20 protein-coding genes are annotated in these 24,858 nt (G+C 73.1%); 13 read left to right on the top strand and 7 right to left on the bottom strand.

Annotation, left to right across the window (positions count from 1 at the left end; translation table 11 throughout):
- Positions 1–135: 135 nt before the first annotated feature.
- The 4 genes from ACE3UN_RS01425 (at position 136) to ACE3UN_RS01440 (ending at position 4,398) form a co-directional block, all read left to right on the top strand.
- On the top strand, positions 136–2,142 hold the full coding sequence (locus ACE3UN_RS01425; protein ID WP_374673111.1) for a serine hydrolase: 2,007 nt from the start codon (positions 136–138) through the stop codon (positions 2,140–2,142).
- Between the two features lie 83 nt (positions 2,143–2,225).
- Positions 2,226–3,026: a ParA family protein gene (locus tag ACE3UN_RS01430; RefSeq protein WP_374673112.1), complete on the top strand. Its 801-nt coding sequence runs from the start codon at positions 2,226–2,228 to the stop codon at positions 3,024–3,026.
- Positions 3,027–3,034: 8 nt separating this feature from the next.
- On the top strand, positions 3,035–3,883 hold the full coding sequence (locus tag ACE3UN_RS01435; protein WP_374673113.1) for an alpha/beta fold hydrolase: 849 nt from the start codon (positions 3,035–3,037) through the stop codon (positions 3,881–3,883).
- Positions 3,884–3,981: 98 nt separating this feature from the next.
- Positions 3,982–4,398, top strand: coding sequence for a heme-binding protein (locus ACE3UN_RS01440; protein WP_374673114.1), 417 nt, complete (start codon positions 3,982–3,984; stop codon positions 4,396–4,398).
- Here ACE3UN_RS01440 and ACE3UN_RS01445 read toward each other — a convergent pair.
- Positions 4,299–6,680, bottom strand: a complete 2,382-nt coding sequence (locus ACE3UN_RS01445) for a putative bifunctional diguanylate cyclase/phosphodiesterase (RefSeq protein ID WP_374673115.1) — start codon at positions 6,678–6,680, stop codon at positions 4,299–4,301. The two genes, ACE3UN_RS01440 and ACE3UN_RS01445, sit on opposite strands and share 100 nt — an antisense overlap.
- 138 nt (positions 6,681–6,818) lie before the next feature.
- Between ACE3UN_RS01445 and ACE3UN_RS01450 the strand changes: the two genes are divergently transcribed.
- Positions 6,819–7,724, top strand: a complete 906-nt coding sequence (locus ACE3UN_RS01450; RefSeq protein WP_374673116.1) for an HDOD domain-containing protein — start codon at positions 6,819–6,821, stop codon at positions 7,722–7,724.
- On the opposite strand, the gene ACE3UN_RS01455 is transcribed toward ACE3UN_RS01450, so the two are convergent.
- Positions 7,716–8,708: a tRNA dihydrouridine synthase gene (locus ACE3UN_RS01455; RefSeq protein ID WP_374673117.1), complete on the bottom strand. Its 993-nt coding sequence runs from the start codon at positions 8,706–8,708 to the stop codon at positions 7,716–7,718. The genes ACE3UN_RS01450 and ACE3UN_RS01455 overlap by 9 nt on opposite strands.
- 128 nt (positions 8,709–8,836) lie before the next feature.
- On the opposite strand from ACE3UN_RS01455, the gene ACE3UN_RS01460 reads away from it, so the two are divergent.
- Positions 8,837–10,009 (top strand): alkane 1-monooxygenase, encoded by a 1,173-nt coding sequence (locus ACE3UN_RS01460; RefSeq protein ID WP_374673118.1) that lies wholly within the window; start codon positions 8,837–8,839, stop codon positions 10,007–10,009.
- On the opposite strand, the gene ACE3UN_RS01465 is transcribed toward ACE3UN_RS01460, so the two are convergent.
- On the bottom strand, positions 9,988–10,230 hold the full coding sequence (locus tag ACE3UN_RS01465; RefSeq protein ID WP_374673119.1) for a hypothetical protein: 243 nt from the start codon (positions 10,228–10,230) through the stop codon (positions 9,988–9,990). The genes ACE3UN_RS01460 and ACE3UN_RS01465 overlap by 22 nt on opposite strands.
- A 139-nt stretch (positions 10,231–10,369) precedes the next feature.
- Positions 10,370–11,296: a DUF808 domain-containing protein gene (locus tag ACE3UN_RS01470; protein ID WP_374673120.1), complete on the bottom strand. Its 927-nt coding sequence runs from the start codon at positions 11,294–11,296 to the stop codon at positions 10,370–10,372.
- Between the two features lie 165 nt (positions 11,297–11,461).
- Here ACE3UN_RS01470 and ACE3UN_RS01475 point away from each other — a divergent pair, with 165 nt between their 5' ends.
- The 5 genes from ACE3UN_RS01475 (at position 11,462) to ACE3UN_RS01495 (ending at position 16,953) form a co-directional block, all read left to right on the top strand.
- The gene (locus tag ACE3UN_RS01475) at positions 11,462–13,567 is read left to right on the top strand and encodes a prolyl oligopeptidase family serine peptidase (protein ID WP_374673121.1); all 2,106 of its coding nucleotides are present in this window, start codon (positions 11,462–11,464) and stop codon (positions 13,565–13,567) included.
- A gap of 113 nt (positions 13,568–13,680) precedes the next feature.
- A complete protein-coding gene (locus tag ACE3UN_RS01480; RefSeq protein WP_374673122.1) occupies positions 13,681–14,568 on the top strand; it encodes a hypothetical protein in 888 nt (295 codons plus the stop codon).
- On the top strand, positions 14,565–15,764 hold the full coding sequence (locus ACE3UN_RS01485) for a hypothetical protein (RefSeq protein ID WP_374673123.1): 1,200 nt from the start codon (positions 14,565–14,567) through the stop codon (positions 15,762–15,764). Before ACE3UN_RS01480 ends, ACE3UN_RS01485 begins: the two co-directional genes overlap by 4 nt.
- Before the next feature lie 72 nt (positions 15,765–15,836).
- A complete protein-coding gene (locus ACE3UN_RS01490; RefSeq protein WP_374673124.1) occupies positions 15,837–16,331 on the top strand; it encodes a DUF4440 domain-containing protein in 495 nt (164 codons plus the stop codon).
- Between the two features lie 19 nt (positions 16,332–16,350).
- Entirely contained in the window at positions 16,351–16,953 is a 603-nt protein-coding gene (locus tag ACE3UN_RS01495) for a peroxiredoxin (RefSeq protein ID WP_374673125.1), read from the top strand.
- Between the two features lie 31 nt (positions 16,954–16,984).
- Here ACE3UN_RS01495 and rsgA read toward each other — a convergent pair whose 3' ends face one another.
- On the bottom strand, positions 16,985–18,142 hold the full coding sequence (gene rsgA, locus ACE3UN_RS01500; protein WP_374673126.1) for a ribosome small subunit-dependent GTPase A: 1,158 nt from the start codon (positions 18,140–18,142) through the stop codon (positions 16,985–16,987).
- Between the two features lie 300 nt (positions 18,143–18,442).
- Here rsgA and ACE3UN_RS01505 point away from each other — a divergent pair, with 300 nt between their 5' ends.
- Positions 18,443–18,679: an RNA-binding S4 domain-containing protein gene (locus ACE3UN_RS01505; protein ID WP_374673127.1), complete on the top strand. Its 237-nt coding sequence runs from the start codon at positions 18,443–18,445 to the stop codon at positions 18,677–18,679.
- On the opposite strand, the gene ACE3UN_RS01510 is transcribed toward ACE3UN_RS01505, so the two are convergent.
- A complete protein-coding gene (locus tag ACE3UN_RS01510; RefSeq protein WP_374673128.1) occupies positions 18,657–20,897 on the bottom strand; it encodes a TonB-dependent receptor plug domain-containing protein in 2,241 nt (746 codons plus the stop codon). The two genes, ACE3UN_RS01505 and ACE3UN_RS01510, sit on opposite strands and share 23 nt — an antisense overlap.
- A gap of 348 nt (positions 20,898–21,245) precedes the next feature.
- Here ACE3UN_RS01510 and ACE3UN_RS01515 point away from each other — a divergent pair, with 348 nt between their 5' ends.
- A complete protein-coding gene (locus ACE3UN_RS01515) occupies positions 21,246–22,838 on the top strand; it encodes a DEAD/DEAH box helicase (RefSeq protein ID WP_374673129.1) in 1,593 nt (530 codons plus the stop codon).
- Here ACE3UN_RS01515 and ACE3UN_RS01520 read toward each other — a convergent pair.
- Positions 22,739–24,832, bottom strand: coding sequence for a M3 family metallopeptidase (locus ACE3UN_RS01520; RefSeq protein ID WP_374673130.1), 2,094 nt, complete (start codon positions 24,830–24,832; stop codon positions 22,739–22,741). The two genes, ACE3UN_RS01515 and ACE3UN_RS01520, sit on opposite strands and share 100 nt — an antisense overlap.
- Positions 24,833–24,858: the final 26 nt, after the last annotated feature.

A 24,858-nucleotide genomic window follows, 5' to 3' on the forward strand; every position in this document is an offset into this window, starting at 1 on the left:
GGACCCTGCACGCCCCTAAGCGTGGGGGGAGGCGCGTGTCCGGTCGCCGTGTCCGGCTGCGAATTGATCAGTAGGGCCGCACGACAACCCGCGGCACCGCACTGAACCCCTTCCCCCGACACGGAGCCTTCCATGATGAACCGCCTTTCCCGCTTCCCGTCCGCCCCGCGCGCCACCACGCCGGCCGCGTTCCGCCTGAGCATGCTGGCCGCCGCGCTGGCGCTGGCCACCCTGCAGACCGCCGCCCTGGCCGCGGACGACGACACGCCCGACATGGCCGCCGCCATGACCGACATGCAGCCCGAGGCGCTGGACAGCCAGGCGCTCACCGACGACCACTCGGTGAACGTGCCGACCGGCTGGTGGACCTACACCAACGTCACGGCTTCGCAGGTCAGCACCTACCTTACCCAGAACAAGGCGCGCCTGACCGAGATCGAGGTGTACTCGGTCACCAGCGGCGTGCCGCGCTTCACCGTGCGCATGGTGCCCAACAGCGGCGCCTACGCGGTGCCGGGCTGGTGGTGGTACTACGGCCTGACGGCCGCCCAGGTGTCGTCCTACCTGAACGCCAACAACGGCCGGCTGATCGAGGTGGAGCCCTACGACATCGGCGGCGGCCAGATCCGCTTCGCCGTGGTGATGGTGAGCAACACCGCCGGCGCGGCGCGCGCCTGGAGCTACCTGATGGGCGTGAGCTCGGCGCAGATCACGTCGCACATCGACAGCAGCGGCCACCGCATGATCGACATCGACAGCTACACCGAAGGCGGGGTGAAGAAGTACACCGCGGCCTTCGTGGCCAACACCGGCAGCGACGCCAAGAGCTGGCAGTGGTGGATCAACCAGACGCCCTCGTCCATCGCCAGCAAGGTGGCCAGCTTCCAGGGCCGCCTCGTCAAGCTGGAGCGCCAGGCCGACGGCACCTACAACTTCATCCAGGTGAAGAACACCGGCGCCGACGCCTCGGCCTGGTGGTACCAGTACGGCTTCGCGTCCATGGCCGACCTGAACAACTACGGCACCCAGGTGGCCTCGCGGCCCATCGACGTGACCACCTACCTCGTCAACGGCGTGCGCCGCTACGACGCCGTGTTCATCGACAACGCCAACACGTCCACCCGCCGCATGCGGGACCTGCTCGGCAAGACCTTCCTGGACGCCAGCGGCAACCCCACCCGCGGCATCTTCGAGTCCTACCTGAAGCAGGTGAACGGCCCGGTGAAGGTGGACCTCAACGGCAGCCGGCGCGCCGAGACGGCCAGCTCGCTGAAATCGCTGCACCTGCTGCATGCGATGAAGCGGGTGGAGGCCGGCACGGACACGCTCGACAGCGCCTTCACCTACTACGAGTACGACATGAACGCGGGCAAGGACGCCTGCCCCGATACCGCGCTCGAGGTGCCGGCCAATCGCCGCACGAACTACAACTTCGAGACCGGCCTGGACGAGATGATGCGCATCTCCGACAACCGCACCACGCGCGGCACGGTGATCCGCTACGGTGGCTTCACGCCCTTCAACACCACGGCCACCACCAGCGGCCTGACCGGCACCACGCTGCGCCACAACATCGGCTGCGCCTACCGCAACACCGCCACCGGCAAGTACGAGCCCACGCTGCGCCGCAACGACACCACGGCCGCGGACCTGGCCCGCATCTACGAAGGCGTGTGGGCCGGCACCCTGCTGAGCAACACGAACAGCGCACGCAGCGAGTTCCTGGAATCCGCCAACCCCGGCATGGGCGTGAGCGCGGCCCTGCAGGCCATCATCAACGACGAGGCGGCCAAGCTCGGCAAGTCGGCCATCGCCTCGCAGTTCGGCAACCTGGTGCGCACCTGGGGCAAGGGGGGCAGCTACGGCACCTGCCTGCCGGACGCCAACGGCGACTGCGGCCAGAAGGTGATCGTGCGCTCGGGCACCGGCCTGATCCGCCTGCCGGTGTACGTGAGCGGCATCCAGACCTGGCGCGACTACGCCTTCGGCCGCCTGATCAGCGACACGCCGGTGCCCTGCTGGGAGGACTACCAGACCCCGGGCACCAACTGCCAGGCCGACGTGGACTACACCAACGCCTACAACACGGGCGCCAACGAGCTGTACCGCGACGAGATCCGCGAGGCGCTGAAGACCTGGTAAGCGCCGCAGCTGCGCCCATGGCGCCGGGGGGATGGTGCAGTGCACAATCCCCCCGTTTGCCAGCCGAGAGGGCGAGAGGGACCATGCGACGCGTCGTGTTCAACCAGAAAGGCGGGGTGGGCAAGTCCACCATCACCTGCAACCTCGCCGCCGTGGGCGCCGCCCAGGGGCGCCGCACCCTGGTGGTGGACCTCGACCCGCAGGGCAACTCCACGCGCTACCTGCTGGGCGACGCGGCGGACGAGGTGGACCGCGGGGCGGCCGACTTCTTCGACCAGACGCTGAAGTTCAGCGTGCGCCCGCGCGACACCGCCGACCACGTCCTGGCCACGCCCTTCGAGCGGCTGTCGCTCATGCCCTCGCAGCCCGCGCTCGACGAGCTGCATGCCAAGCTCGAATCGCGCTACAAGATCTACAAGCTGCGCGATGCGCTGGCCGCCCTGGCCGACGACTACGACGACATCTGGATCGACACGCCGCCCGCGCTGAACTTCTACACGCGCTCCGCGCTCATCGCCGCGGACACCTGCCTGATCCCCTTCGACTGCGACGAGTTCGCCCGCCGTGCCCTCTATGCGCTGCTGGAGAACGTGCAGGAGATCCAGGCCGACCACAACCCTGGCCTGCGCGTCGAAGGCATCGTGGTGAACCAGTTCCAGCCGCGCGCCAACCTGCCGCAGCGCATCGTCCAGGCGCTGATGGACGAGGGCCTGCCCGTGCTGCAGCCCTACCTCAACGCCAGCGTCAAGGTGAAGGAATCGCACGAGCGCGCGCTGCCGCTGGTGCACCTGGAGCCGCGCCACCCGCTGGCCCAGGCCTTCGTCGAGCTGCACGCCGCCCTGCAGCCCGCCCCGGCGCCGACGCGCGCCCGCCGGGCCCGCTGAGCCACGCCATGCGCATCACCGTCTCCCCGGGGGTTCGCCTGTATGTGGACGTGGACGGCTTCGGCCAGGTGCCCGACGGCCCGGTGCTGCGCGACAAGCCCACGCTGCTGCTGCTGCACGGCGGCCCGGGCTTCGACCACAGCAGCTTCAAGCCGGCCTTCGGCGCCTTCACGGACATCTGCCAGGTCATCGCCTACGACCACCGCGGCCACGGCCGCAGCGACCCGCGCCCGCCCGACGAGTGGACGCTGGACACCTGGGCGGACGACGTCGTGCGGCTGTGCGACGCGCTGGGCATCGAGCGGCCCATCGTGCTGGGCCAGTCCTTCGGCGGCTTCGTGGCGCAGCGCTACCTGGCCCGCCACCCCGGCCACGCCGGGAAGGTGATCCTGTCGTCCACCTCGGCGGCGTTCAACCTGCCGCGCAAGCTGGACCGCTTCGCGCAGCTGGGCGGCCCGTCGGCACGCGCTCTGGCCGAGGCCTTCTGGACGGCGCGGGACGAGGCCAACACCGCTGCCTACCTGACGCAGCTGATGCCGCTGTACAACCCGCGCCCGCCGGCCGACCCGGACGCGCGCCACCGCGGCCGGCTGCGCCCGGACATCCTGCGCCACTTCATCGTGCACGAGATGCCCGGCATGGACCTGGCGCCCGGCCTGGCGGCGGCCCGCTGCCCCGTGCTGGTGCTGGCGGGCGCGGACGACCCGGTGTGCCCCGTGGCCGACAGCGAGGACATCTTCCATGCCTTGCCGCCCGGCCTGGCCGAGCTGCGGGTGCTGCCCGGCTGCGGCCACGGCACCTGGCGCGACGACCCCGACGCCGCCTTCGCCGTGCTGCGCCGCTTTATCACCTCCTGAGGGGCCGTAAGGGCCCGGCCCGCTTGTTGCATGGGGATACCCCGTGCCGCCACGGCCCGCCATACTGCCCGGTTTTCCAACCATCCCGACGCCGCCCCATGCACCACAAGCCTTGCCTCGACCACGCCGACGTCATCAAGATCCTGGACGCGGCCCGCGCCCTGGCCTGGACGCACCACTGGCCCGTGTCCATCGCCGTCGTCGACGAAGGCGGGCACCTGATGGGCCTGTACCGACTGGACGGCGCGCCGGCGATCACGTCGGAAATGGCCATCGCCAAGGCCCGCACGGCGGCGCTGGGGCGCCGCGAGTCGCGCCAGTTCGAGGACACCATCAACCAGGGCCGCACCGCGTTCCTGAGCGCGCCCGGGCTGGAGGGCATGCTCGAGGGCGGCGTGCCCATGATGGCCGGCGGCTACCTGGTGGGCGCCGTGGGCGTGAGCGGCGTCAAGTCGAGCGAGGACGCGCAGATCGCCAAGGCCGGCATCGCGTCCGTGGTGCCGCCGGGCGGCTGAGCCGCCGCCGCGCCGTCGGCCCCGGCCGTCGCGCGCCGCAGGCAGGCCTCGGCATCGGCCGGCGGCAGCGGCCGCCCGAAGTGGTAGCCCTGCAGCTGGTCGCAGCCCGCCTGGCGCGCGGCGTCGGCCTGGGCCGCGGTCTCCACCCCTTCGGCCACCACCGTCATGCCCAGCGCCGAGGCGAGCTGGCACACCGCCCGCACCACGGCCAGCGCGTCGGGTGCCGGCAGCGGGTCGATCAGCAGGCGGTCGAGCTTCACGCCCTGCAGCGGCAGGCTGCGCAGGATGTTCAGCGAGGAGATGCCGGCGCCGAAGTCGTCCAGCGACACCTCCAGGCCCAGCGCCCGCAGCTCCTGGATGCGCTGGCGCGCATCGTCGAGGTGGGCCACCGCCGCGGATTCGGTGATCTCGATGGCCAGGGCGTCGGGCGACACGCCATGGCGGGCCAGCGTGCGCCCCACCAGCCCGGCGAAGCCCGCGTCCAGCAGCTGCAGCGGTGACACGTTCACCGCCACCGGCACCCCGGCCACGCCCGCGCGCTGCCAGGCCGCCACCTGGGCGCAGGCCTTGTCCAGGATCAGCGCCCCCAGCGGGCCGATGAGGCCGGTGCGCTCGGCCGCGGGGATGAAATCCGCCGGGCTCACCAGGCCCGCGCCCGGGCGCTGCCAGCGCACCAGCGCCTCGAAGCCCGTGAGCCTGCCATCGCGCGCGCTGCGCTTGGGCTGGAAGGCGAGCACGAACTCCTCGTTGCGCAGGCCGGCCCGCAGGCCCTGCTCGGCCAGGAGCGACGCGCCAGAGCCGCGCTCGAACCGCGGATCGGCCATGCACACCGCCAGCCCCGGGATGGCCTTGGCGGCATGCACGGCGGCCTGCGCGGCACGCAGCAGCGCCTCGGGCTGGGTGGCCATGTCGGGGTGCAGCGCGATGCCGATCGACATGTCCACGTAGAAGCGGTGCGCCGGCAGCACCAGCGGGTCGCGCAGGCGGGCCCGCACCCGCTCGGCCAGCGCGCGCGCCTGCGCCGCCGCCGCCGGCGCCACGCCCTGCAGCGGCAGCAGCAGGGCGAACTCGTCCTCGCCCAGGCGCAGCAGCCGGGCCGGCTCGGGCACCGCCTCGCGCAGCGCCGCGCCCAGCGCGCACAGCAGCAGGTCGCCCACCGAAGGGCCATGCGCCTCGTTGAAGAGCTGGAAGCGGTCCACGTCCATCACCAGCAGCGCGAAGGGGCGGCCCTGGCCGCACCACTGCGCCAGCTGCGCCATCAGGGCACTGCGGTTGGGCAGCCCGGTGAGTCCGTCGTGCGTGGCCTGGTGCAGCAGGGCCGCCGTGGTGTCGTGGTGCTCGGTGTCGTCGATGACCACCACCTGCTCGGCGGGCCGGCCATCCCAGTCGATGCGCCAGGACGCGAAGCGCAGCTGCAGCCGCCGGCCGTCGGCACGGGTGCGCGGCCCCGCCCAGCTGGCGTGCTCCACCGCACCGGTGACCACGGCCAGGTGGCGCTGCCGCGCGGCCTGTCGGTCCTCGTCCAGCAGGTGCTCGCTGTGCCAGGGCACGGGGATGGGCTGGGGCAGCGGCCGCAGGTAGATCTGCCGCGCGGCCGTGTTGGCGTACACGACCTGCTCGTCCTGTATGACCACCACGCCGAAGTGCGACTTCTCCGTCATGCGCAGGTACTGGTCGCGCAGGTGGCGGGTGGCGGCCGCGCTGCGCGCGACGGCGGCATACAGCAGCGCCAGCCCCAGCGCCGCGCGCAGCACGGTGCCCAGGGCCGCCTGCCAGCCCGCGCCCGGCTCGCCCACCAGCAGGAACACGAACTGCACGGCGCCCACCGCGATCAGCAGCACGCCACTCAGGCGCTCGGCCAGCGGCCCCGGCCACAGCCAGCGCGCCGCCAGCATGCCCACCACCAGCGACAGGGCCGCGTGCGCGAAGGCGGCCGCCCGCAGGTTCAGCGGCACCAGGGCGCCATACAGCAGCAGCAGCCCCACCGCCACCACCCAGCGCGTGCGGGCCGGGGGCTCGCGCCCCGCCAGGCGCGCCACGCCCAGCGCCAGCAGCAGCAGGCTGCCGCCACCGGCCACCGCCAGCAGCACGGCGGCCCCGGCCGCCACCAGGCCCTGCCCATGCCACCACAGGGCAAAGGCCACCGGCGCCATGGCCTGCATCAGCGTGGACAGGCCCAGCGCATGCAGGAACTGCTGCTCGCGGTGGGTGCGCCAGGCCATCACCAGGGCGAGGCCCACGGTGAAGTTGACGAGCGTGTTGGCGAACAGCGAAGGAAGCATCGGGTCCCCGGCCCACGGAAACGGGCCGACACGACATGATCGGCGCTCCCGGACCGGTCCTGAGGCCGCAGTTGCCCTGAATCAGCAAGGCGTCACGCGGATGTACAGAAATCGCCACACCGGCCGATAAGCGGCTGAATGCGACCCACCCCGTCCACCATGCCCGCCACGTCGACCCCCACCGCCCCGGCCACCGCCCTGGACCAGGAGCTCGACCACGCGGTGGCCCGCGGGCCGTTGCGGCACATCGTCATCCCGGCCTGCCCGCAGCTGCTGCTGCGCATGCAGGACGCGCTGCGCCAGCCCGAGCCGGACCTGAACGAGGTGGCGCGCATCGCTGGCAGCGACGTGGCCATGTCCGCCGCGCTGCTGAAGGTGGCGAACAGCGCGCTGTACCGCGGCGACATGCCGGTGCACACCGTGGGCCAGGCCATGAACCGGCTCGGGCTGGAACAGACCGCCACCGAGATGCGTACCTACCTGGTGCGGCGGGCGCTGCCGGTGAACAACCCGCGCCTGGCCCGCTTCTGGGAGCGCTCCACCAAGCGGGCGCACGCCATGGCCTTCCTGGCGCGCCACCTGCTGGGCACGCCGCCCGACGTGGCGCACACCTGCGGGCTGTTCTCCCACGTGGGCCTGCCGGTGATGCTGCAGAGCCTGCCCGGCTACGGGGGCACCCTGGCCGAGGCCGCCGCGCGCGTGGACCGCTCGCCCATCGCCACCGAGAACGCCAACCACCGCACCGACCACGCCGTGGTGGGCGCGCTCGTGGCGCGCCTGTGGCTGCTGGGCCCCACCGTGATGGCCGCCATCCGGCGTCACCACGACCTGGACATGCTGGGCCAGGGCGCCGGCGAACCCGAGGTGGACCAGCTGGTGGCCATGCTCACCGTGTCCGAGCACCTGATGCGCCGGGACGAGGGGCTGCCCACCGACGCCGACTGGACCCAGCACGGGGCCCGGGCGCTCGCGTGGCTGGGCGCCGGCGAGGGGGAACTGGCCGAGTGGGCCGAGGACCTGCGCGACACCTTCGCGCTAGCGTGAGCCGTCGGCCAGCGGGCCGGCGCCGTCGAACAGCTCCTGCTGCAGGCGCACCGGGTCGGTGACGGCGCGCCAGCGCTGGTACGCGGCCTCGGCCTCGGGGTGGCGGCGGCGCAGGAAGTTGAGCCACTGCTTCAGCCGGCCGGGCCGGTGGCGGGGCGTGACGTGCGGGTCCAGGCCCGCCCAGAACTGGCGCAACAGGGCCAGCAGCTGCGGCCAGTCCGGCGCCGGGGGCGCGTCCTGCGCCTGCGTCGCCGCCACGGGCTGCAGCGCCTGCCGCACCGCGCGCGCCAGCCCGGGGTCGGCCACCATGCCGCGTCCCAGCATCAGGTCGCGGCAGCCGCTGGCCGCCTGGCACCGCCGGGCGTCGTCCACCGTCCAGATCTCGCCGTTGGCCACCAGGGGCACGGCGACCACCTCGCGCAGCGCCGCCAGGCGGTGCCAGTGCGCAGGCGGCCGGTAGCCGTCGCGCCGCGTGCGTGCATGGACCACGATCTCGGCCGCCCCGCCCTCGGCCAGCGCGCGGGCGCAGTCCTCGGCCCGGCGGTCGTCCTCCGTGCCCAGGCGCATCTTGGCGGACACCGGCAGGCCGGCCGGCACCGCCCGCCGCACGGCCCGCATGATGCGGTGCAGCAGCTCCGGGTCGTCCAGCAGCGAGGCGCCGCCGCCATGGCGGTTGACGATCTTCGCCGGGCAACCGAAGTTCAGGTCCACCCCGGTGGGCCCCAGCGACGCCAGGCGCGCGGCGTTCTCCGCCAGGCACACCGGGTCCGATCCCAGCAGCTGGCCGCGCACGGGCACGCCGGCCGGGGTGCGGCCGCCCTGCGCGAGCTCGGGGATGACGCGCAGGAACACCCGCTCGGGCAGCAGGGTGTCGGTGACGCGGATGAACTCGCTCACGCAGCGGTCGATGCCGCCCACACGGGTGAGCATGTCGCGCAGGTGGTGGTCGAGCAGCCCCTCCATCGGGGCAAGTAGCAGTTGCATGGGGCTGTCGTGGGCATCGCCGGGGCGCCCCGGATTGACCGGGCGCCGCGCCGGGCGGAGGATTGGACCATGAGCCCGCCGGGCCGCCCCGAGGGCGGAGGCCGCCAGGCGGGCCGGACCCCACTCCCATGAGCGCCCCACCCCCCTGGCGCGACCCGCGCCGCCACCTCTGGCTGCTGAGCCCCGCGTTCGCCGCGGCGGCGGCCTGGCACCTGCTGTCGTTCTGGCGGTCCGGCGAGCTGCTGTGGCTGTGGCTGCTGCCGGCGGTGGTGTACGGCGTCATCCCGCTGGCGGATGCGCTGTGGGGCACCGACCCCCGCAACCCGCCCGAAACGGCCGTGCCGGCGCTGGAGGCCGACCCGTACTACCGCTGGGTGGTGGTGGCCTTCGTGCCGTTCCAGTACGCGGCCACGGGGCTGGGCTGCGTGATCGCGGCGTCCATGCCGCTGGGCATCGCCGGCTGGGCGGGCCTGGTGCTGACGGTGGGCGGCATCAACGGCGTGGCCATCAACACTGCCCACGAGCTCGGCCACAAGCGCCCCGCCTGGGAGCGCTGGCTGGCGCGCGTGGTGCTGGCGCCGGTGGCCTACGGGCACTTCTTCGTGGAGCACAACCGCGGCCACCATGTGCGCGTGGCCACGCCCGACGACCCGGCCAGCGCCCGGCTGGGAGAGAGCTTCTGGGCCTTCCTGCCGCGCACGATGGCCGGCGGCCTGGCCTCGGCATGGCGTCTGGAGGCGCGCCGGCTGGCGGCGCGTGGCCTGCCCGCCTGGCACCCCCGCAACGAGCTGCTCCAGGCGTGGTCGATGACCGTCGCGCTGTACGCGGCGCTGGCGGCGGCCTTCGGCCCCGGCGTGCTGGTGTTCCTGGCGGTGCAGGCGCTGTACGGGGCCTCCCTGCTGGAGGTGGTCAACTACATCGAGCACTACGGCCTGCTGCGTGCCGTGCAGGACGACGGCCGGCGCGAGCGCTGCGACGTCACACACTCCTGGAACTCCAGCCACGCGCTGTCCAACCTGTTCCTGTACCAGCTGCAGCGCCACAGCGACCACCACGCCCACCCCGGGCGGCGCTACCAGGCGCTGCGCCATTTCGACCACAGCCCGCAGCTGCCCTCGGGCTACGCCGCCATGCTGCTGCTGGCGTATGTGCCGCCGCTGTGGTTCGCGGTGATGGACCGGCGGGTGCTGGCGCACTACGGGGGCGATGTCACCCGGGCCAACCTGCAGCCGTCGAGGCGCCAGGCGCTGCTGGCGCGCTACCGCGGTGAGGCGCGCGCTCAGTGCAGCTCGGCCGAGTAGTCGCGCGTGACCGACGGCGTGGCGTACTCGAAGCCGATCACGGCGCGGGCGTACAGGTAGTTCTGGCGCGCCCGGTCGCTCAAGGCGTCGAGGTCCACGTGCCCCTGCTCGTCACAGGGAAAGACCATCGCCCGGCCCTGCTGGAACAGGGACTGGAAACGCAGCGCGTAGCGCGGGTGGCTGGCGGGTGCGGCCGCCGCGGTGTCGAGAGGCAGTTCCATCGGGGTCTCCACGGTGCGCCGGGGATGGGCGGGTGACCAAGGGGCCCGCGTGGCGCTTGGAACCACTCTAGGCGCTGCCGTGCGCGGCCGTCAGGGGGCGCCGCCGCGCCGCACTGTCGGCCCCGGGCGGCCAGCGCTGTCAGTGTTTGTCCGACACCCCGCGCGACACCCCGCGCAGCCGCTGCACCGCCTGGAACACGGCCACCAGAAGCACGCCGGCCGCGATGCCCACCAGGGCGTTGCCTAGCATCTCCACCAGCACGCCGGCCGCCCCCGTGGCATGGGCGGCGTCGGTGATGGCGTGGTGCAGCGGGGCGATGCCATGCACGAGGATGCCGCCACCCACCAGGAACATGGCCGCGGTGCCCGCCACGGCCAGGCCGCGCATCAGCCAGGGCGCGGCCACCAGCAGCGCGCGGCCCAGGCGCTGCGCGCCGCCGCTGGCGCGCCGGCTCAGCGCCAGGCCCGCGTCGTCGAGCTTCACGATGCCGGCCACCAGGCCGTACACCCCCACCGTCATCACCAGCGCCACCACGGTGAGCACGCTGGCCTGGGTGGTGAGGGAGGTGCCCGCGACAGCGCCCAGCGTGATGGCGATGATCTCGGCCGACAGGATGAAATCGGTGCGCACGGCGCCCTTGATCTTGTCCCGCTCGAAGACCACCAGGTCCTCGCCCTGCACCAGGGCCTCGGTGAGCTCGGCGCGGTCCTGCGCGTCTTCCTCGGCGCTGTGGAACAGGCGGTGGGCGAGCTTCTCCGCCCCTTCGAAGCACAGGAACGCGCCACCCACCATCAGCAGCGGCGTCACCAGCCAGGGCGCGAAGGCACTGATGAGCAGCGCCGCCGGGACGAGGATGGCCTTGTTGATGAAGGACCCCTTGGCCACCGACCACACCACCGGCAGCTCACGATCGGCCCGGACGCCGGCCACCTGCTGGGCGTTGAGCGCCAGGTCGTCCCCCAGCACGCCCGCCGTCTTCTTGGCGGCGACCTTGGTGAGCACGGCCACGTCGTCCAGGACGGTGGTGATGTCGTCAAGCAGGGCAAGCAGGCTGGCAGCGGCCATGGTGGGGTCCGTGGGGTCCGTGGGGTGGGCAAGCGCCGGATGTTAGGGCCTGCGGGCGGCGGTACAGTCGGCCGGCCCGCGAGCGCCGCGGGCCACGTCCGCATTCCGTCCACGCCCGCCGGCCGGCGCCACGAGCGCCCCAGCCAGCAAGACTCGAGCCCGACCATGCCTCCTGCCCTGTCGTCCCGTTCCCGCCTGGCCCGTCCCCGCCGGCTGGCCCGCGTTGCCGTCGCGTCCGCCGCCGTCGTGCTGGCCGCCTGCGCGGGGGTGGCGCCACCGCCCGCCGCGGCGCCTGGCGCGTCCTCGGCCACCGTCGCCCCCAACGCCAACCTGCACGTCGAGGGCATCCCGCCCGTGCCGCAGGCGCTGGCCGACGCGGTGGCCCGCTACACCGATTTCCGGGGCCACAGCTTCGTCGACTGGCACCCGACGCGGCGCGAGATGCTGGTGGCGCACCGCGCCGCCGGCGCCAGCACCGCGCAGCTGTTCCGCCTCACCGCCCCCATGGCCGAGCCGGAGCGCCTGACCGACTTCGCCGACCCGGTCACCACCGCCGCCTATGAGCCGGCCGAGGGCCGCTACATCGTCTTCGAGCGGGGCACGGGTGGCAACGAGGTGACGCAGCTGCACCGCATGGACCTGGCCACCCGCGCGGTGACGCAGGTGACCGACCCCGACCAGCGCCACGACCTGCAGGGCTTCCTGTGGCCGCAGGCCGGCCAGCCCGGCCGTCTGCTGCACACGTCGGTGCCACTGGACCGCACGGCCCAGGGCGCCTCGCGCGCCCAGATCGACACCCAGCTGTGGCTGATGAACCCGGAGCAGCCCGAGGGCCGGCGCCTGGTGGCCACGCTGCCCGGCGGCGGCTGGGGCGTTGGCGCCATCTCGCGCGACAACCGCCAGCTGGCGCTCGTCAACTACCTGTCGGCCAACGAGTCGCAGGTGTGGGTGATCGACCTGGAGGGCCCGCGCGCCGGCGAACGCCGCCAGCTGCTGCCGGCGCCCGGCCAGGCGCTCAAGGCCACGCATTTCCCGCGTGCGTTCTCGCGCGATGGCCGCGCGCTGTTCGTCGTCAGCGACCGCATGGGCGAGTTCAACGAGATGCTGCAGGTGGCGCTCGGCGCCGACGGCCAGCCGGGTGCCATCACCCGCGTCACCGGCCACATCCCGTGGGATGTCTCGGGCGGCGACCTCAGCGACGACGGCCGCCTGGCCGCCCTGACGCTGAACGAGGACGGCCAGGAGAAGCTGCGCCTGTTCGACGCACGCACGCTCAAGGAGCTGCCGGCCCCGGCCGTGCCCGCGGGCAGCCTCGGCGGCATCCGCTTCCACCCCCGCGGGGGCAACGAGGTGGCCTTCGCCCTGAACAGTGCGGCGGGCCCGAGCCAGGTCTACACGCTCGACGCCGACAGTGGCCGGGTGCAGGCCTGGACGCGCGCCTACGCGCCGCCCGGCGTGGACCCCTCGCGCTTCGCGCCGCAGCAGATCGTGCGCTGGAAGAGCTTCGACGGCCGCCCGATCTCGGGTCTGCTCACGCTGCCGCCCGCGCGCTTCACCGGCAAGCGTCCGGTGCTGATCAACATCCACGGCGGCCCGGAAGGCCAGGCCACCTTCGGCTTCCTCAACCGCAACAACTACTACGTGGAGGAACTCGGCATCGCCGTGCTGCAGCCCAACGTGCGGGGCTCGTCCGGCTACGGCAAGACCTTCCTCGCCCTGGACAACGGTTTCCAGCGCGAGGATTCGGTCAAGGACATCGGCGCGCTGCTGGACTGGATCGCCACCCAGCCGAACCTGGACGCCTCGCGCGTGGTGGTGGCGGGCGGCAGCTACGGCGGCTACATGAGCCTGGCGGTCGCCACGCACTACGCCGACCGCATCGCCGGCGCCATCGACGTGGTGGGCATCTCCCACTTCGTCACCTTCCTGAACAACACCGAAAGCTACCGGCGCGACCTGCGGCGCGTGGAGTACGGCGACGAGCGCGACCCGGCCATGCGCGCCCACCTGGAGCGCATCTCCCCGCTCACCAACGCGTCCAGGATCACCAAGCCGCTGTTCGTCATCCAGGGCCGCAACGACCCCCGCGTGCCCTACACCGAGGCCGAGCAGATCGTGCAGCGCGCCCGCGCCAACGGCACGCCGGTGTGGTACCTGCGCGCCGAGAACGAGGGCCACGGCTTCGCCCGCAAGGAAAACGCGGACTTCCAGTTCTACGCGACGGTGATGTTCCTGCGCCAGACCATGCGGCTCGACGGCGCCGGCCGCTGATCGCCCGCCGATCGGGTTAGCCCCGTCTTTTCTCGGTCGCACGGCCCGCGCATCATGTGCGGGCCGTTTTGCGAACGGTCGTTCTTTTTTCGAACAACACCGAGGAGACAGGCATGGCTGGAAGGACGATGCGCGGCGTGCTGATGGCCGCCGCGGTGGCGGGCGGCCTGGCGGCCGTGGCCCACGCCACGAACTACTCGCTGTGGATCAACGGCCGCACCGGCGGCGGCCAGCTCGGCAACCACGCCGACTTCACCTACTGGGGCCCGGCCACGGCCAACGCCGGGGTGAACAAGAAATCGGTGAACTGGGACGGCTACAACCACGTGGCCGACCAGAACTACCTGGTGCGCGACGCGCTCGACTGCTACTGCACCGGCAACAACTGGTGCTACGTGGCCGTGCACAGCGCGGGCAACCTGCAGATCGGCTACGCCCTGGCGATGTACGGCGGCACGGCGCGCAAGCTGAAGAACGCCACCCCCAACGCGGCGGGCCAGTGCGGCGACCTCAACGGCAGCACCCAGACCGGCTGGAACATCAAGTGGGTGGACGTGGCCGGCGGCGCCGCGGGCGGCTCCGAGCTGGCCAACTCGGGCGACTGGGCGATCAGCGAGCCGCTGGTGTCCGACCTCAAGACCAGCACGGCGCGCGCCATGTACGACCACAGCGCCACGCGCGCCACCTGGATGTACATGTACGCGGGCGCGAGCGGCACCCTGTACTCGTTCATCCTGCCCGGCCAGGACGACGAGGCCATCGCCTACCACTCCTCGGGCGGCGTGGCCGGCACCGGCGGCGGCTCCTACTGCAACCCCAGCGACTGGTTCTGCAACGACCTGACGCTGGGCACCGCCAAGAACGAGGGCGGCCGCGCCAAGTGGGGCTACCACTCGGTGGCCTTCCGTGACAGCACCGAGTCGTTCAACCACTACACCAACGGCAACTGGGGCGGCATCGTGAGCAAGGTGCGCGCCGACATGGAGGCCAACGCGCGGTGACCCGTCGCCGCCTGGCCCTGGCGGGCGGCGTGGCTGCCGCCGCCCTGCTGCTGCTGGCCGCGTGGTGGCCCGGCGAGGCCGCGCACGACGCGGTGGCCCTGGCGCCAGCGCCGGCGGGGCCGGCGGCGGCGCCCCCGGCGGCCGCATCCGCCACGCCGCGCCCGGCGTCGCTCACGGCCGAGCAGTGGCAGGCGCAGCGCGCGCTGTGGGAGCAGCGCCTGCAGCGCGCCCGCTTCACGCTGGACAACTACCGCGAGGCCACGCGCTACCCCCACGAGTCGCGCCCCATCGCCGCGCACCCGGACCAGGTCTACCCCAACCGGCCCATCGTCGAGGAGCGCCCCCTGCGCAACCCAGGCGGCGCGGTCGTCGAGGGGCTCAACCTGCGCACCACCCAGGAACGCGTCTTCGCCCAGGGCGACGAGGGCGTGCTGCTCACCGTGGCCGCCGTGGACGCGGAAGGCCGCCGGCTGCCGCTGGAGGTGCCGCGCGCCTTCGCGCACGAGGGCGCCACGGGGGTGCGGGCGTCCCGCGTGCCCGCGGTGAACGTGCGCTTCACCGATGACGGCCGCGCAGGCGACGCGCGGGCCGGCGACGGCGTGCTGAGCTTCCGCCTGCACCCGGCCAGCCAGGGCTTCGCCCAGCTCGACGGCGTGATCCGCGTGGAGCTGGCCCTGCAGTCGGGCGACCACCCCGGTTACGCCTTCTTCGACGTGATCTATTCGCCCGAGGTGCCGGCCACCTGGGGCACCGGCGTGCGCGAGGCCGTCGAGCAGGGATCGCTGAACCTGTACCTCCCGGTGCAGGTGCTGCGCCCGGGCCGCTACGTCGCCAGCGGCCGCATCGACGACGTGCGCGGCAAGCCCTTCGCGCTGGCCACCTTCAACGGCGAGCTGGGCGCCGGGCCGGGCGAGCTGCGCCTGCAGGTGTTCGGCAGGCTGCTGCGCGACGGCCAGCCGGCGTTCCCGCTGGTGCTGCGCGACGTGGAGGCCTTCCTGCTCAAGCCCGACGCCTTCCCGGACCGGGCGCTGCTGCCGCGGCGGACGGGCACCGTGCACACCACAGCTGCTTACGCGCTGAGCGCGTTCTCCGACGCAGAATGGCGCAGCGAGGAGCGCCAGCGCTACCTCGACGAGTACACCAAGGACGTGCGCGAGGCCGAGGACGCGCTCGACCGCCTGGGCACCGGGCCCTGAGCACCGGCACTCGCGCGGTCGCGCGCAACGCCCGCCCCGTCACCCACGCTGTTGCCCGATGCCGCCCATGCCATGACGCCGCTGCCCTCCCGCCCCCTGTCCACCCGCCGGCACCTGCTGGCCGCCCTGGGCCTTGGCCTGGCCACGCCCGGGTCCTGGGCGCAGGCCACCGCGGCCCCCACGCCGTCCGACCGCCTGCGCGACACCGTGATGGCCACCGAGCGCGCCTTCGCCAAGACCATGGCCGACCGCGACCTGGAGGCCTTCCAGGCCTTTCTGTCCGAGGAGACCGTCTTCCAGGGTGCCCAGGGGCCGCTGCGCGGCCCGGCCGCCGTGGTGTCGGCGTGGCAACGCTTCTTCGATGGCCCGCAGGCCCCGTTCTCCTGGGAGCCCGACCAGGTGCTCGTGATGAGCGACGGCCATCTGGCGCTGAGCGCCGGGCCGGTGCGCGACCCGGCGGGCAAGCTCGTGGGGCGCTTCAACTCGGTGTGGCGCCAGGAGGCACCGGGCGTCTGGCGCATCGTGCTGGACATGGGCAACCCCGCGTGCGAGTGCGCGCGGCCCTGATCCGAGGCACCATCGCGCTATGCACACGCCCGCCCACCGCCCCCCTGCTCCCCTGCCTGCCACCCCGTCTGCGCGCCGCCGGCGGCTGAGCGTCAGCCTGGTGCTGGCCGCCGCCTGCGCGCTGCCGGGCCTGTCCCATGCCGCGCTGGCGGTGGGCGCGGCTGCGCCCGATTTCAGCGCCGACGGTGCCCTGGCCGGCCAGCCCTTCCGCTTCGTGCTGGCCGATGCCCTGAAGAAGGGCCCGGTGGTGCTGTACTTCTACCCCAAGGCCTTCACCAGCGGCTGCACGGTGGAGGCCCACCAGTTCGCCGAGGCCACGCCGAGGTTCACGGCACTGGGCGCCACGGTGGTCGGCATGTCCAACGACGACATCGAGACGCTGAAGAAGTTCTCGGTGGAGGCCTGCCGCAGCCAGTTCGCCGTGGCAGCGGACCCGGGCGCCAAGGTGATCCGCCAGTACGACGCGCAGATCGCCGTGGTGCCGAGCATGGCCAATCGCATCTCCTACGTCATCAGCCCGCAGGGCAAGGTGCTGCTGGCCTACCAGAGCATGGACCCGGACGGCCACGTGGCCGCCACGCTCAAGGCCGTGCAGGACTGGCGCGCCGCCCAGCCACGCTGAGCGGCAGCGCCCTGCGCCCGCCGGCGCGGGCTCAGCCGATGTGCCCGCGCTTGGCCCGGTCCACCGCCTTGGCGCCGCGCGAACGCGCCTTCCACTCGGCCATCTGGCGCTGCCGGTCGAGCAGCGTCATCTCGTGCCGGCGCGCCTCGCGCTGCAGCTTCTGGTAGCTGAGCAGCCGGCCCGCCGGCACCGCGTCGCGCACGGCGCAGCCCGGCTCGTCCTCGTGCCGGCAGTCGCGGAAGCGGCAATGCCCGGCCAGGCTGGCGATGTCCTCGAACACCGCGTCCAGCTGCGCCTCGTCGGCATCCAGCTGCAGCCCGCGCAGGCCCGGCGTGTCGATGATGCAGGCGCCGCCCAGGCAGCGGTGCAGCGATCGCACCGTGGTGGTGTGCCGGCCACGGCCATCGCCCTTGCGCACGCCGCCGGTGGCCTGGGCGTCGTCGCCGGTGGCGCCGGTGAGCGTATTGGTGAGCGTGCTCTTGCCCGCGCCGCTGGAGCCCAGCAGCACCAGCGTGCGGCCCGGCACCAGCCAGGGCGCCAGGGCCGTGGCGGCCGAGGCATCGCGCCCGTCCAGCGCCAGCACCGCCACGCTGGCCCCCGCCTCACCGCCCAGGTGCGCATGCACGGCCTGGACGCGCGCGGGGATGTCGCCACACAGGTCCGCCTGGCTCAGCACGACGACCGGCTCGATGCCGGCCAGCCGCACCAGCGCGAGGTAGCGGTCCAGGCGCCGCAGGTTGAAATCGGCGCCCGCGCCCATGACGAGCAGCGCGGTGTCGACGTTGCTCACCAACGGCTGGCGCTGGCCGCTTTCGTCGCGCCGCACCAGGTGGGTGACGGGCGGCACGCGGGCCACCACCCAGGCGCTGTCATCGCCCGCGACCGGCGGGCGCACCAGCACCCAGTCGCCCACGACCAGGCGTTCGTCGCCCATCTGCAGCGCGATGCGCAGCGTGGGCCAGAGGGCGGCCACCGTGTCGGCGTGGCCATCGTGCAGGCGCAGGCGGTCACGCTGCACCTCGGTGATGCGCATGAGCCGGTCGCCCGGCTCCGCGCGCAGGTGGAACAGCTGCGCGAGCACGGCCTGGGTGAGGCCGACGCCGCGCAGGGCGGGAAAGTCGATGGAATCGAGCATGGTGACGGGAGATCCGCAAGACAGGGCCATGCGCAGCACCGTGCGGGCGCGCATGCGGCAGCCGGGCCTGGACGGGCCGGCCGGAAGGAACGGTGGGGTGCGGATCGCCCGTCGGAGGCCCGACGGGGCGCTGAAGCGTCAGCGCATCAAGGCAGGGCGCGAGGGACGAACCGCGAGGCGGGTGGTGACGACTTCATCCATGGTGGCCTCCTCTGCGGTTGATGGCGGTTGATGGCGCTTGATGGCGCTTGGCTCGGCTGAGCCCGGGCGGCCACGTGCCGCGCCGAGTCGCACTGTGCGCCGGGTGGCCGGCCGCTGTCAATGCCGGCGCGGCGGCCGCGCGACAATCCCCCCATGCCCGACAACACCCTCGAACTCGTCCTGCGTGGCGAGCACATCGCACTCGATGCGCTGCTCAAGGCCAGCGGCCTGGCCCCCAGTGGCGGCACCGCCCGCCAATGGATCGTCGCCGGCGAGGTGGAGGTCGACGGCGTGGTGGAGACCCGCAAGACCGCGAAGATCCGCGCCGGCCAGGTGGTGCGCGTGCACGCCGCCGGGGGCCAGCAGGTCAGAGTTTCAGCTCCAGGCTGACCCGCCAGCTGAGGTAGGTGGGGGACAGCGACGTCGATGTCTCGGCGTAGTCCTCCGCCCGGGTGGCGCCGCGGCTTTCGGCGTCCTGGGCCAGCAGGTTGCTCGCCGACAGCCGCAGCCGCATGTCGGGCCGCAGGGTCCAGAGGGCGTAGGCGTCCAGCACGCGCTTGGGTGCCTGCACGATCCACTGCGCCTCGGACAGTCGCGTGCGGTAGCCCGGGGTCAGGTTGACGTTGCCACCCACCGTGATCGGCAGGCCGGGCCAGCGGTAGTCGGCCCCGAGGTTGGCCGTGCCGCCGGGCTGCTGCTCCAGGCGGTTGTCGGGGCCCGGCACGCTGTCCACGGTGGAGCGGAACACGCTCACGTTGGCGCGCAGGTCCACGCCCGGTGCATCGTCCAGCAGCTCGCTGAGCTTGAAGCGAGCCTCCAGCTCGACGCCCTGGGTGGTGGCCTCGCCCACGTTCTGCGGCCGCGCCACCCACCGCGGCTCGTCCGACCAGGGCACGTCCTCCAGGGTGGTGAGTGTGCGCATGAGGTCACTGATGCGGCGGTGGAACACATTGGCGCTGAGCAGCCCGCCGCCCGGCAGGTAGCGCTCCAGGGCGATGTCCAGCCCGGTGGCCAGCTCGGGGGCGAGCGCGGGGTTGCCGGCGCGGTCGGGGTGGGTGGGCGTGTTGGTGCCGTCCGTGGGGTAGCGGGTGGACAGGGCCGGGCGCGCCAGCAGGTTCTGCAGCGTGGGCGAGCGGTAGCTGCGCGTCAGGCTCAGGCGCACCTGGTCGCGCGACTTGGGCTCGGGCTTCCACACCGCATGCAGCAGCGGCGTCCACACGCTGGAGGTGTTGCGCTCCGTCACCGCGTCCGCCCCCTCGCCCTCGGTGGTGATGCCCTCCCAGCGCAGGCCCGCGTGCGCGGCCCATTGGGACGACAGGCTCCATTCGTCCTGCGCATACACGGCCACGCGCTGCGTGGCGGCCCGGAGGTTGCCGCCGAACTCGCTGAGCTGCGGCTCGCCGTCCTCCAGCGTGGTGCGCGCCTCGGTGCGGCGCGCAAGGTCCAGCTCCACGCCGCTGACGAGGCTGTGGCCGTTCTCCAGCAGCAGCGAGTACTTGGCGTTCAGGTGGGCATTGCGCTCACGCGAGTCGCTGGTGTCGTCGACGGTGCGCAGCAGGTAGCCGTCTGCATCGAACTCCCGGCGCACCGACTCGTTCGTCGATTGCGAGGCACCCACGCCCCCGCGGCCTTCGAAGCGGCCCTCGCCGAGGCGCGCGCGCCAGTTCGCGTTCAGGCGCGCCAGCATGAACCGGCCTGCGTGGTCGCCCTCGGCCAGGTCGTACAGCGTCAGCCCGTCCGGCGGCGTGCCGGTGGTGACCAGGGCCTGGCGCCGGTCGCTGCCGCCCTGGTTGAACGAGAGGAACGGCATCAGTGTGAAGCTCTGGCCCTCGCCCAGCGGCCACTGCAGCCGCGCGTTGGCGTTGATGCCCGCCCGGTGCGCCTCGTCGCGGCTGCCCTCGCGCTGCACGAAGGTCTGCCCGTTCTCGACGGTGGTGGTGGTGGTCTCGCCCTCGTCGCGCCGCCGCCAGGACCACAGGTTCAGCGACAGGTGGGTGGTGACGTCGTCCCACTTGTCGTCCCGTGTCCAGTTGAGGCTCGGCGTGACGATGCCGTTCTCCAGGCCGGCATTGAGCTTCAGGTCGTTCAGCCGCTTGCGGAAGCCCTCGCGGGTGATGATGTTGATGGTGCCGGCCACCGCGCGGGCGCCGGTCTCGGCCGTGGGCGCGCGCAGGATCTCGATGCGCTCCACCATCTCCGGGTCGATCGCGTCGAGCGACAGGCCACCCTGCACGCGCTCGCCGTCCAGCAGAATCTGCGTGTAGCCGCCGCCCAGGCCGCGCATGCGGATGTTGCCGCCCCGGCCGGCGTTGCCGCTCACCGTGACGCCGGGCAGGCGCTTGAGCAGTTCGCCCAGCGAGGCGTCGCCGTACTGCTCGATCTCCTCGCGGCCCACGATGATCTTGGCCGCGGTGGACTGGCGGCGCTCCTGCACGTCGGTGGGCCGCCCGCCTGTCACCTCCACCCGCTGCACCTCGGGCGCCACCGCACTGGCCGCCGGGCTGGCGGGCGGTGGCGGCGAGGGTGGCGCGTCGGGCCGCGAGGCCTGGGCGACGGCGAGCACGGGCGAGGCGAAGGCGGCCAGCAGGGCCAGGCGGGAGCGCATCATGGTGGGCACGGCGGGATGACCGCCGGATTGTGCGGGGCGCATGTGAAGGCGTGTGAAGCAGGCCGGGAAGGCCCCTGGCGCATTCCTAGGGTTTACGATAGAATCCGCCGTTCGCGATCTTCAGGGCAAGCTGCACCGCAGCGTTTCGAGGCCCGGTACGCGAATCGTTCATCCCCTCTGACCTCCCACTGTCTTTACTTGCCCGGCTGCCTGCTCTTGGCGGCGTGAGTGGCAAAGGGAGTCCTTGAAGGCCCGCGTAACCAGCCGCGGGCGCGGTCGGCGGCGATGTGTTTCACCAGCCCGACCGTGCGCGTCCCCTGACTGAAGGGCCGCGTGCAAGGACTTGTCATGACGTTTGAATCGCTCGGCCTCGATGAGGCCCTCCTGCGCGCGCTCCAAGCCGCGAAATACGAACAACCCACCGAGGTGCAGTCGCGTGCCATTCCGGCCGCCCTGGCCGGCCGTGACCTGCGCGTGTGCTCGGCCACCGGCAGCGGCAAGACGGCCGCCTTCGTGCTGCCCGCGCTGATGCGCGTGCTCGAGGCCCGCAAGGACCCCGCCAACAAGCCCAAGCGCGGCGAGGTGCGTGGCCCGCGCGTGCTGGTGCTGGTGCCCACCCGTGAGCTGGCCATGCAGGTGTGCAAGGCCGCCATCGACTATGGCCGCTTCGTGCCCTGGCTGGCCGTCACCAACGTGGTGGGCGGCGTGCCGTACGGCGCCCAGCTCAAGGCCCTGCGCAGCCCGCTGGACATCCTGGTGGCCACCCCGGGCCGCCTGATCGACCACCTCGGCAGCGGCAAGGCCGTGCTGGAGCACGTGGAGATGCTGGTGCTGGACGAGGCCGACCGCATGCTCGACATGGGCTTCATCGAGGACATCGAGCACATCGCCGCGGCCCTGCCGGCCCAGCGCCAGACGCTCATGGCCAGCGCCACCTTCGCCGGCGAAGTGGGCCAGCTCGCCCAGCGCCTGCAGCGCAACGACGTGGAGCGCATCGAGATCGCCGCGCACACCGAGAAGCACGAGAACATCGCGCAGCAGATCATGTGGGCCGACGACCTGGACCACAAGCACGCGCTGCTCGACCACCTGCTCACCGACCGCGACGTGGACCAGGCCGTGGTGTTCACCAGCACCCAGATCGACGCTGACCGCCTGGCCGACCGCCTGCACGAGATGGGCCACAAGGTCGCCTCGCTGCACGGCGGCATGCCGCAAGGCCGCCGCACCCGTGTGCTGCAGGGCCTGCGCTCGCGCCACCTGCGCATCCTCGTGGCCACCGACGTGGCCGCCCGCGGCATCGACGTGCCCACCATCAGCCACGTCATCAACTACGGCCTGCCGCTCAAGGCCGAGGACTACGTGCACCGCATCGGCCGCACGGGCCGCGCCGGCCGCGCCGGCCGTGCCGTGACGCTGGCCGAGCGCCGCGACGTGCCGATGATCCGCCGCATCCAGCACTACACCACCCAGCCCATCCCGGTGGCCACGGTGGAAGGCCTGGAACCCAAGCGCCCGGTGCCGGACACCGTGCAGCGCCCGCCGCGCGCCGGCGCGCCGCGTGGCAAGTTCGGCGGCTCGCGCAGCGGCCCGGGCTATGGCCGCGTGGGCGATTTCTTCGGCGGCCGGCCGGGCCAGGGCCATGGCGGCCACCCGGGTGGTCACCACGGCGGGCATCCGGGCGGCCACCACGGCGAGCACCGTGCGCCGCACGGCCACGCGGGCTTCCGCGCCGACCGCCACGACCCGCGCTTCGCGCCGTCGGACCGGCCCGGCTTCGAGCCGCGCCGGAGCGACCGTCCCGAGGGGCGTGACCGCCCCTACGGCGACGCGCGTCCGGCTCAGCCCCGCTTCGCGCCCAAGTCGGCGGCCGGCTCCAGCAAGCCGCGCTTCGACAGCAACGGCTCCAACGCCGGCAAGCGCCCGCGGAAGCCGGTGTAAGCCTGCTGGGGCGGCACGCTGTCGCCCACGGCGTAGATGTGGCGGTGCAGGCGCGCCGCCACCTGCGCATCGAAGGGGTCGCCGGCCTCCTCGAAGGCATCGAACGCGTCCGCGTCCAGCACCTCCGCCCACAGGTACACGTAGTAGCCGCTGGCATACGCGGCGCCGGCGAACAGGTGCTGGAAATGCACCAGCCGGTGCCGCACGCCGATGGCGGCCGGCATGCCCAGCGCGGCCAGCGTCTCGCGCTCGAACGCGCACACGTCGGCCGGCGGCTCGCCGTCGGTGCGCGCATGCAGCGCCAGGTCGACCAGGGCGCTGCCCGTGTAGCTCACCGTGTCGTAGCCCTGGCCCCAGCGCTGGGCCGCCTGCAGCTTGGTGATGAGCGCGGCGGGAATCGGCTCGCCGGTCTGCCAGTCGCGCGCGTGGCGCGCCAGCACCTCCGGCTGGCTCAGCCAGTGCTCGAACAGCTGCGAGGGCAGCTCCACGAAATCGCGCAGCACCTGCGTACCCGCCAGGCGGTGGTAGCGCACGCGTGACAGCAGGCCGTGCAGCCCGTGGCCGAACTCGTGGAACAGGGTGCGCGCATCATCGAACGACAGCAGCGTGGGCGAGCCCGCCTCGCCCTTGGCGAAGTTGTTGTTGTTGACGATGACCGGCGCGGCCACGCCGCGGTTGACCGACTGGTAGTCGAACTCGCTCATCCACGCGCCGGAACGCTTGCCCGGCCGCGCGAAGTTGTCGTGCAGGAACAGGCCGGCGCTCGCGCCCTGTGGGTCGAACATCTCGTAGGCCACCACGTCGGGGTGGTAGCCCGCCACGTCCGGCCGGCGCTCGAAGCGCACGCCGAACAGGCGCTGAGCGCAATCGAACGCCGCCTCCACCATGCGCTCCAGCGGGAAGTAGGGCTTGAGCTCGGCTTCGTCGATGGCGTAGCGGGCCTGGCGCACCTTCTCCGACCAGTAGCGCCAGTCCCAGGCCTGCAGCTCGCCATCCCCGGCGCCCACGTCATGGCTGCGCATCATGGCCACCAGCGCCTGGCGCTCGCGCTCGGCCGCCGGCAAGGCGCGGCGCCACACCTCGTCCAGCAGGTCGCGCACCGCCTGCGAGGTGCCGGCCATGGTGTCGGCCAGCGCGTAGTCGGCATAACAGGCGTGGCCGTGTGCCGCCGCCTGCTGCTGCCGCAGGCGCAGGATGTCGCGAATCAGCGCGCGGTTGTCCGTGTCGCCGCCCCCCTCGCCCCGGCCCACCCAGGCGCGCCAGGCGGCCTCGCGCAGGTCGCGCCGCTCGCTGAAGGTGAGGAAGGGCACGATGAGCGAACGGTTGAGCGTGATGACGTGGCTGCCCGCCGGCAGGCCACGCTCGGCCGCCGCCTGGCGCGCCGCCGCGCGCACGAAGCCGGGCAGGCCCGCCAGGTCGGCTTCACCCTCGAGACGCAGCTGGTAGGCCGCCTCGTCGGCGAGCACGTTCTGCGCAAAGCGCGTGGTCAGCGTGGCCAGCTGCTCGACGATGGCGCTGTAGCTCGCCTGCTCCTGCGGGCTGAAGCGCGCCCCGGCGCGCACCGCGTCGGCGTGCAGGCGCTCGAGCAGGCGGCGCTGGTCGGGGTCCAGCGGCAGCGTGTCGCGCGCGGCGTGCAGGGCATCGAGCCGCGCGAAGACGCCGCGGTGCATGCGCACGGCCGTCTCGTGCGCCGCCAGCGGCGCCGCCATCTCCCGCTGCACCGCCTGCAGCTCGGCCGACGTGGCCGAGGCGGTGAGGTTGCCCAGCAGCGCATCCAGGCGGTAGAGCAGGGCCCCCGCACGGTCGAAGGCCGCCACGGTGTTGTCGAAACCGGGCGCCTCGTCGCACGCGGCGATGGCGTCCAGCTCGGCCAGGTGCCGGCGCATCGCCTCGCGCAGCGCGGGCGCGAAGTGCCCCGGCTGGAGGCGGTCGAAGGGCGGCAGGCCGAACGGGGCCGACCAGGGCTGCAGCAGGGGGTTGTCGGTGTCGATCATCGCGGGATGATGCCACCGCCCTCCCA

The organism is Ideonella sp. (genome assembly GCF_041918995.1).
Classification (GTDB): domain Bacteria; phylum Pseudomonadota; class Gammaproteobacteria; order Burkholderiales; family Burkholderiaceae_C; genus Ideonella.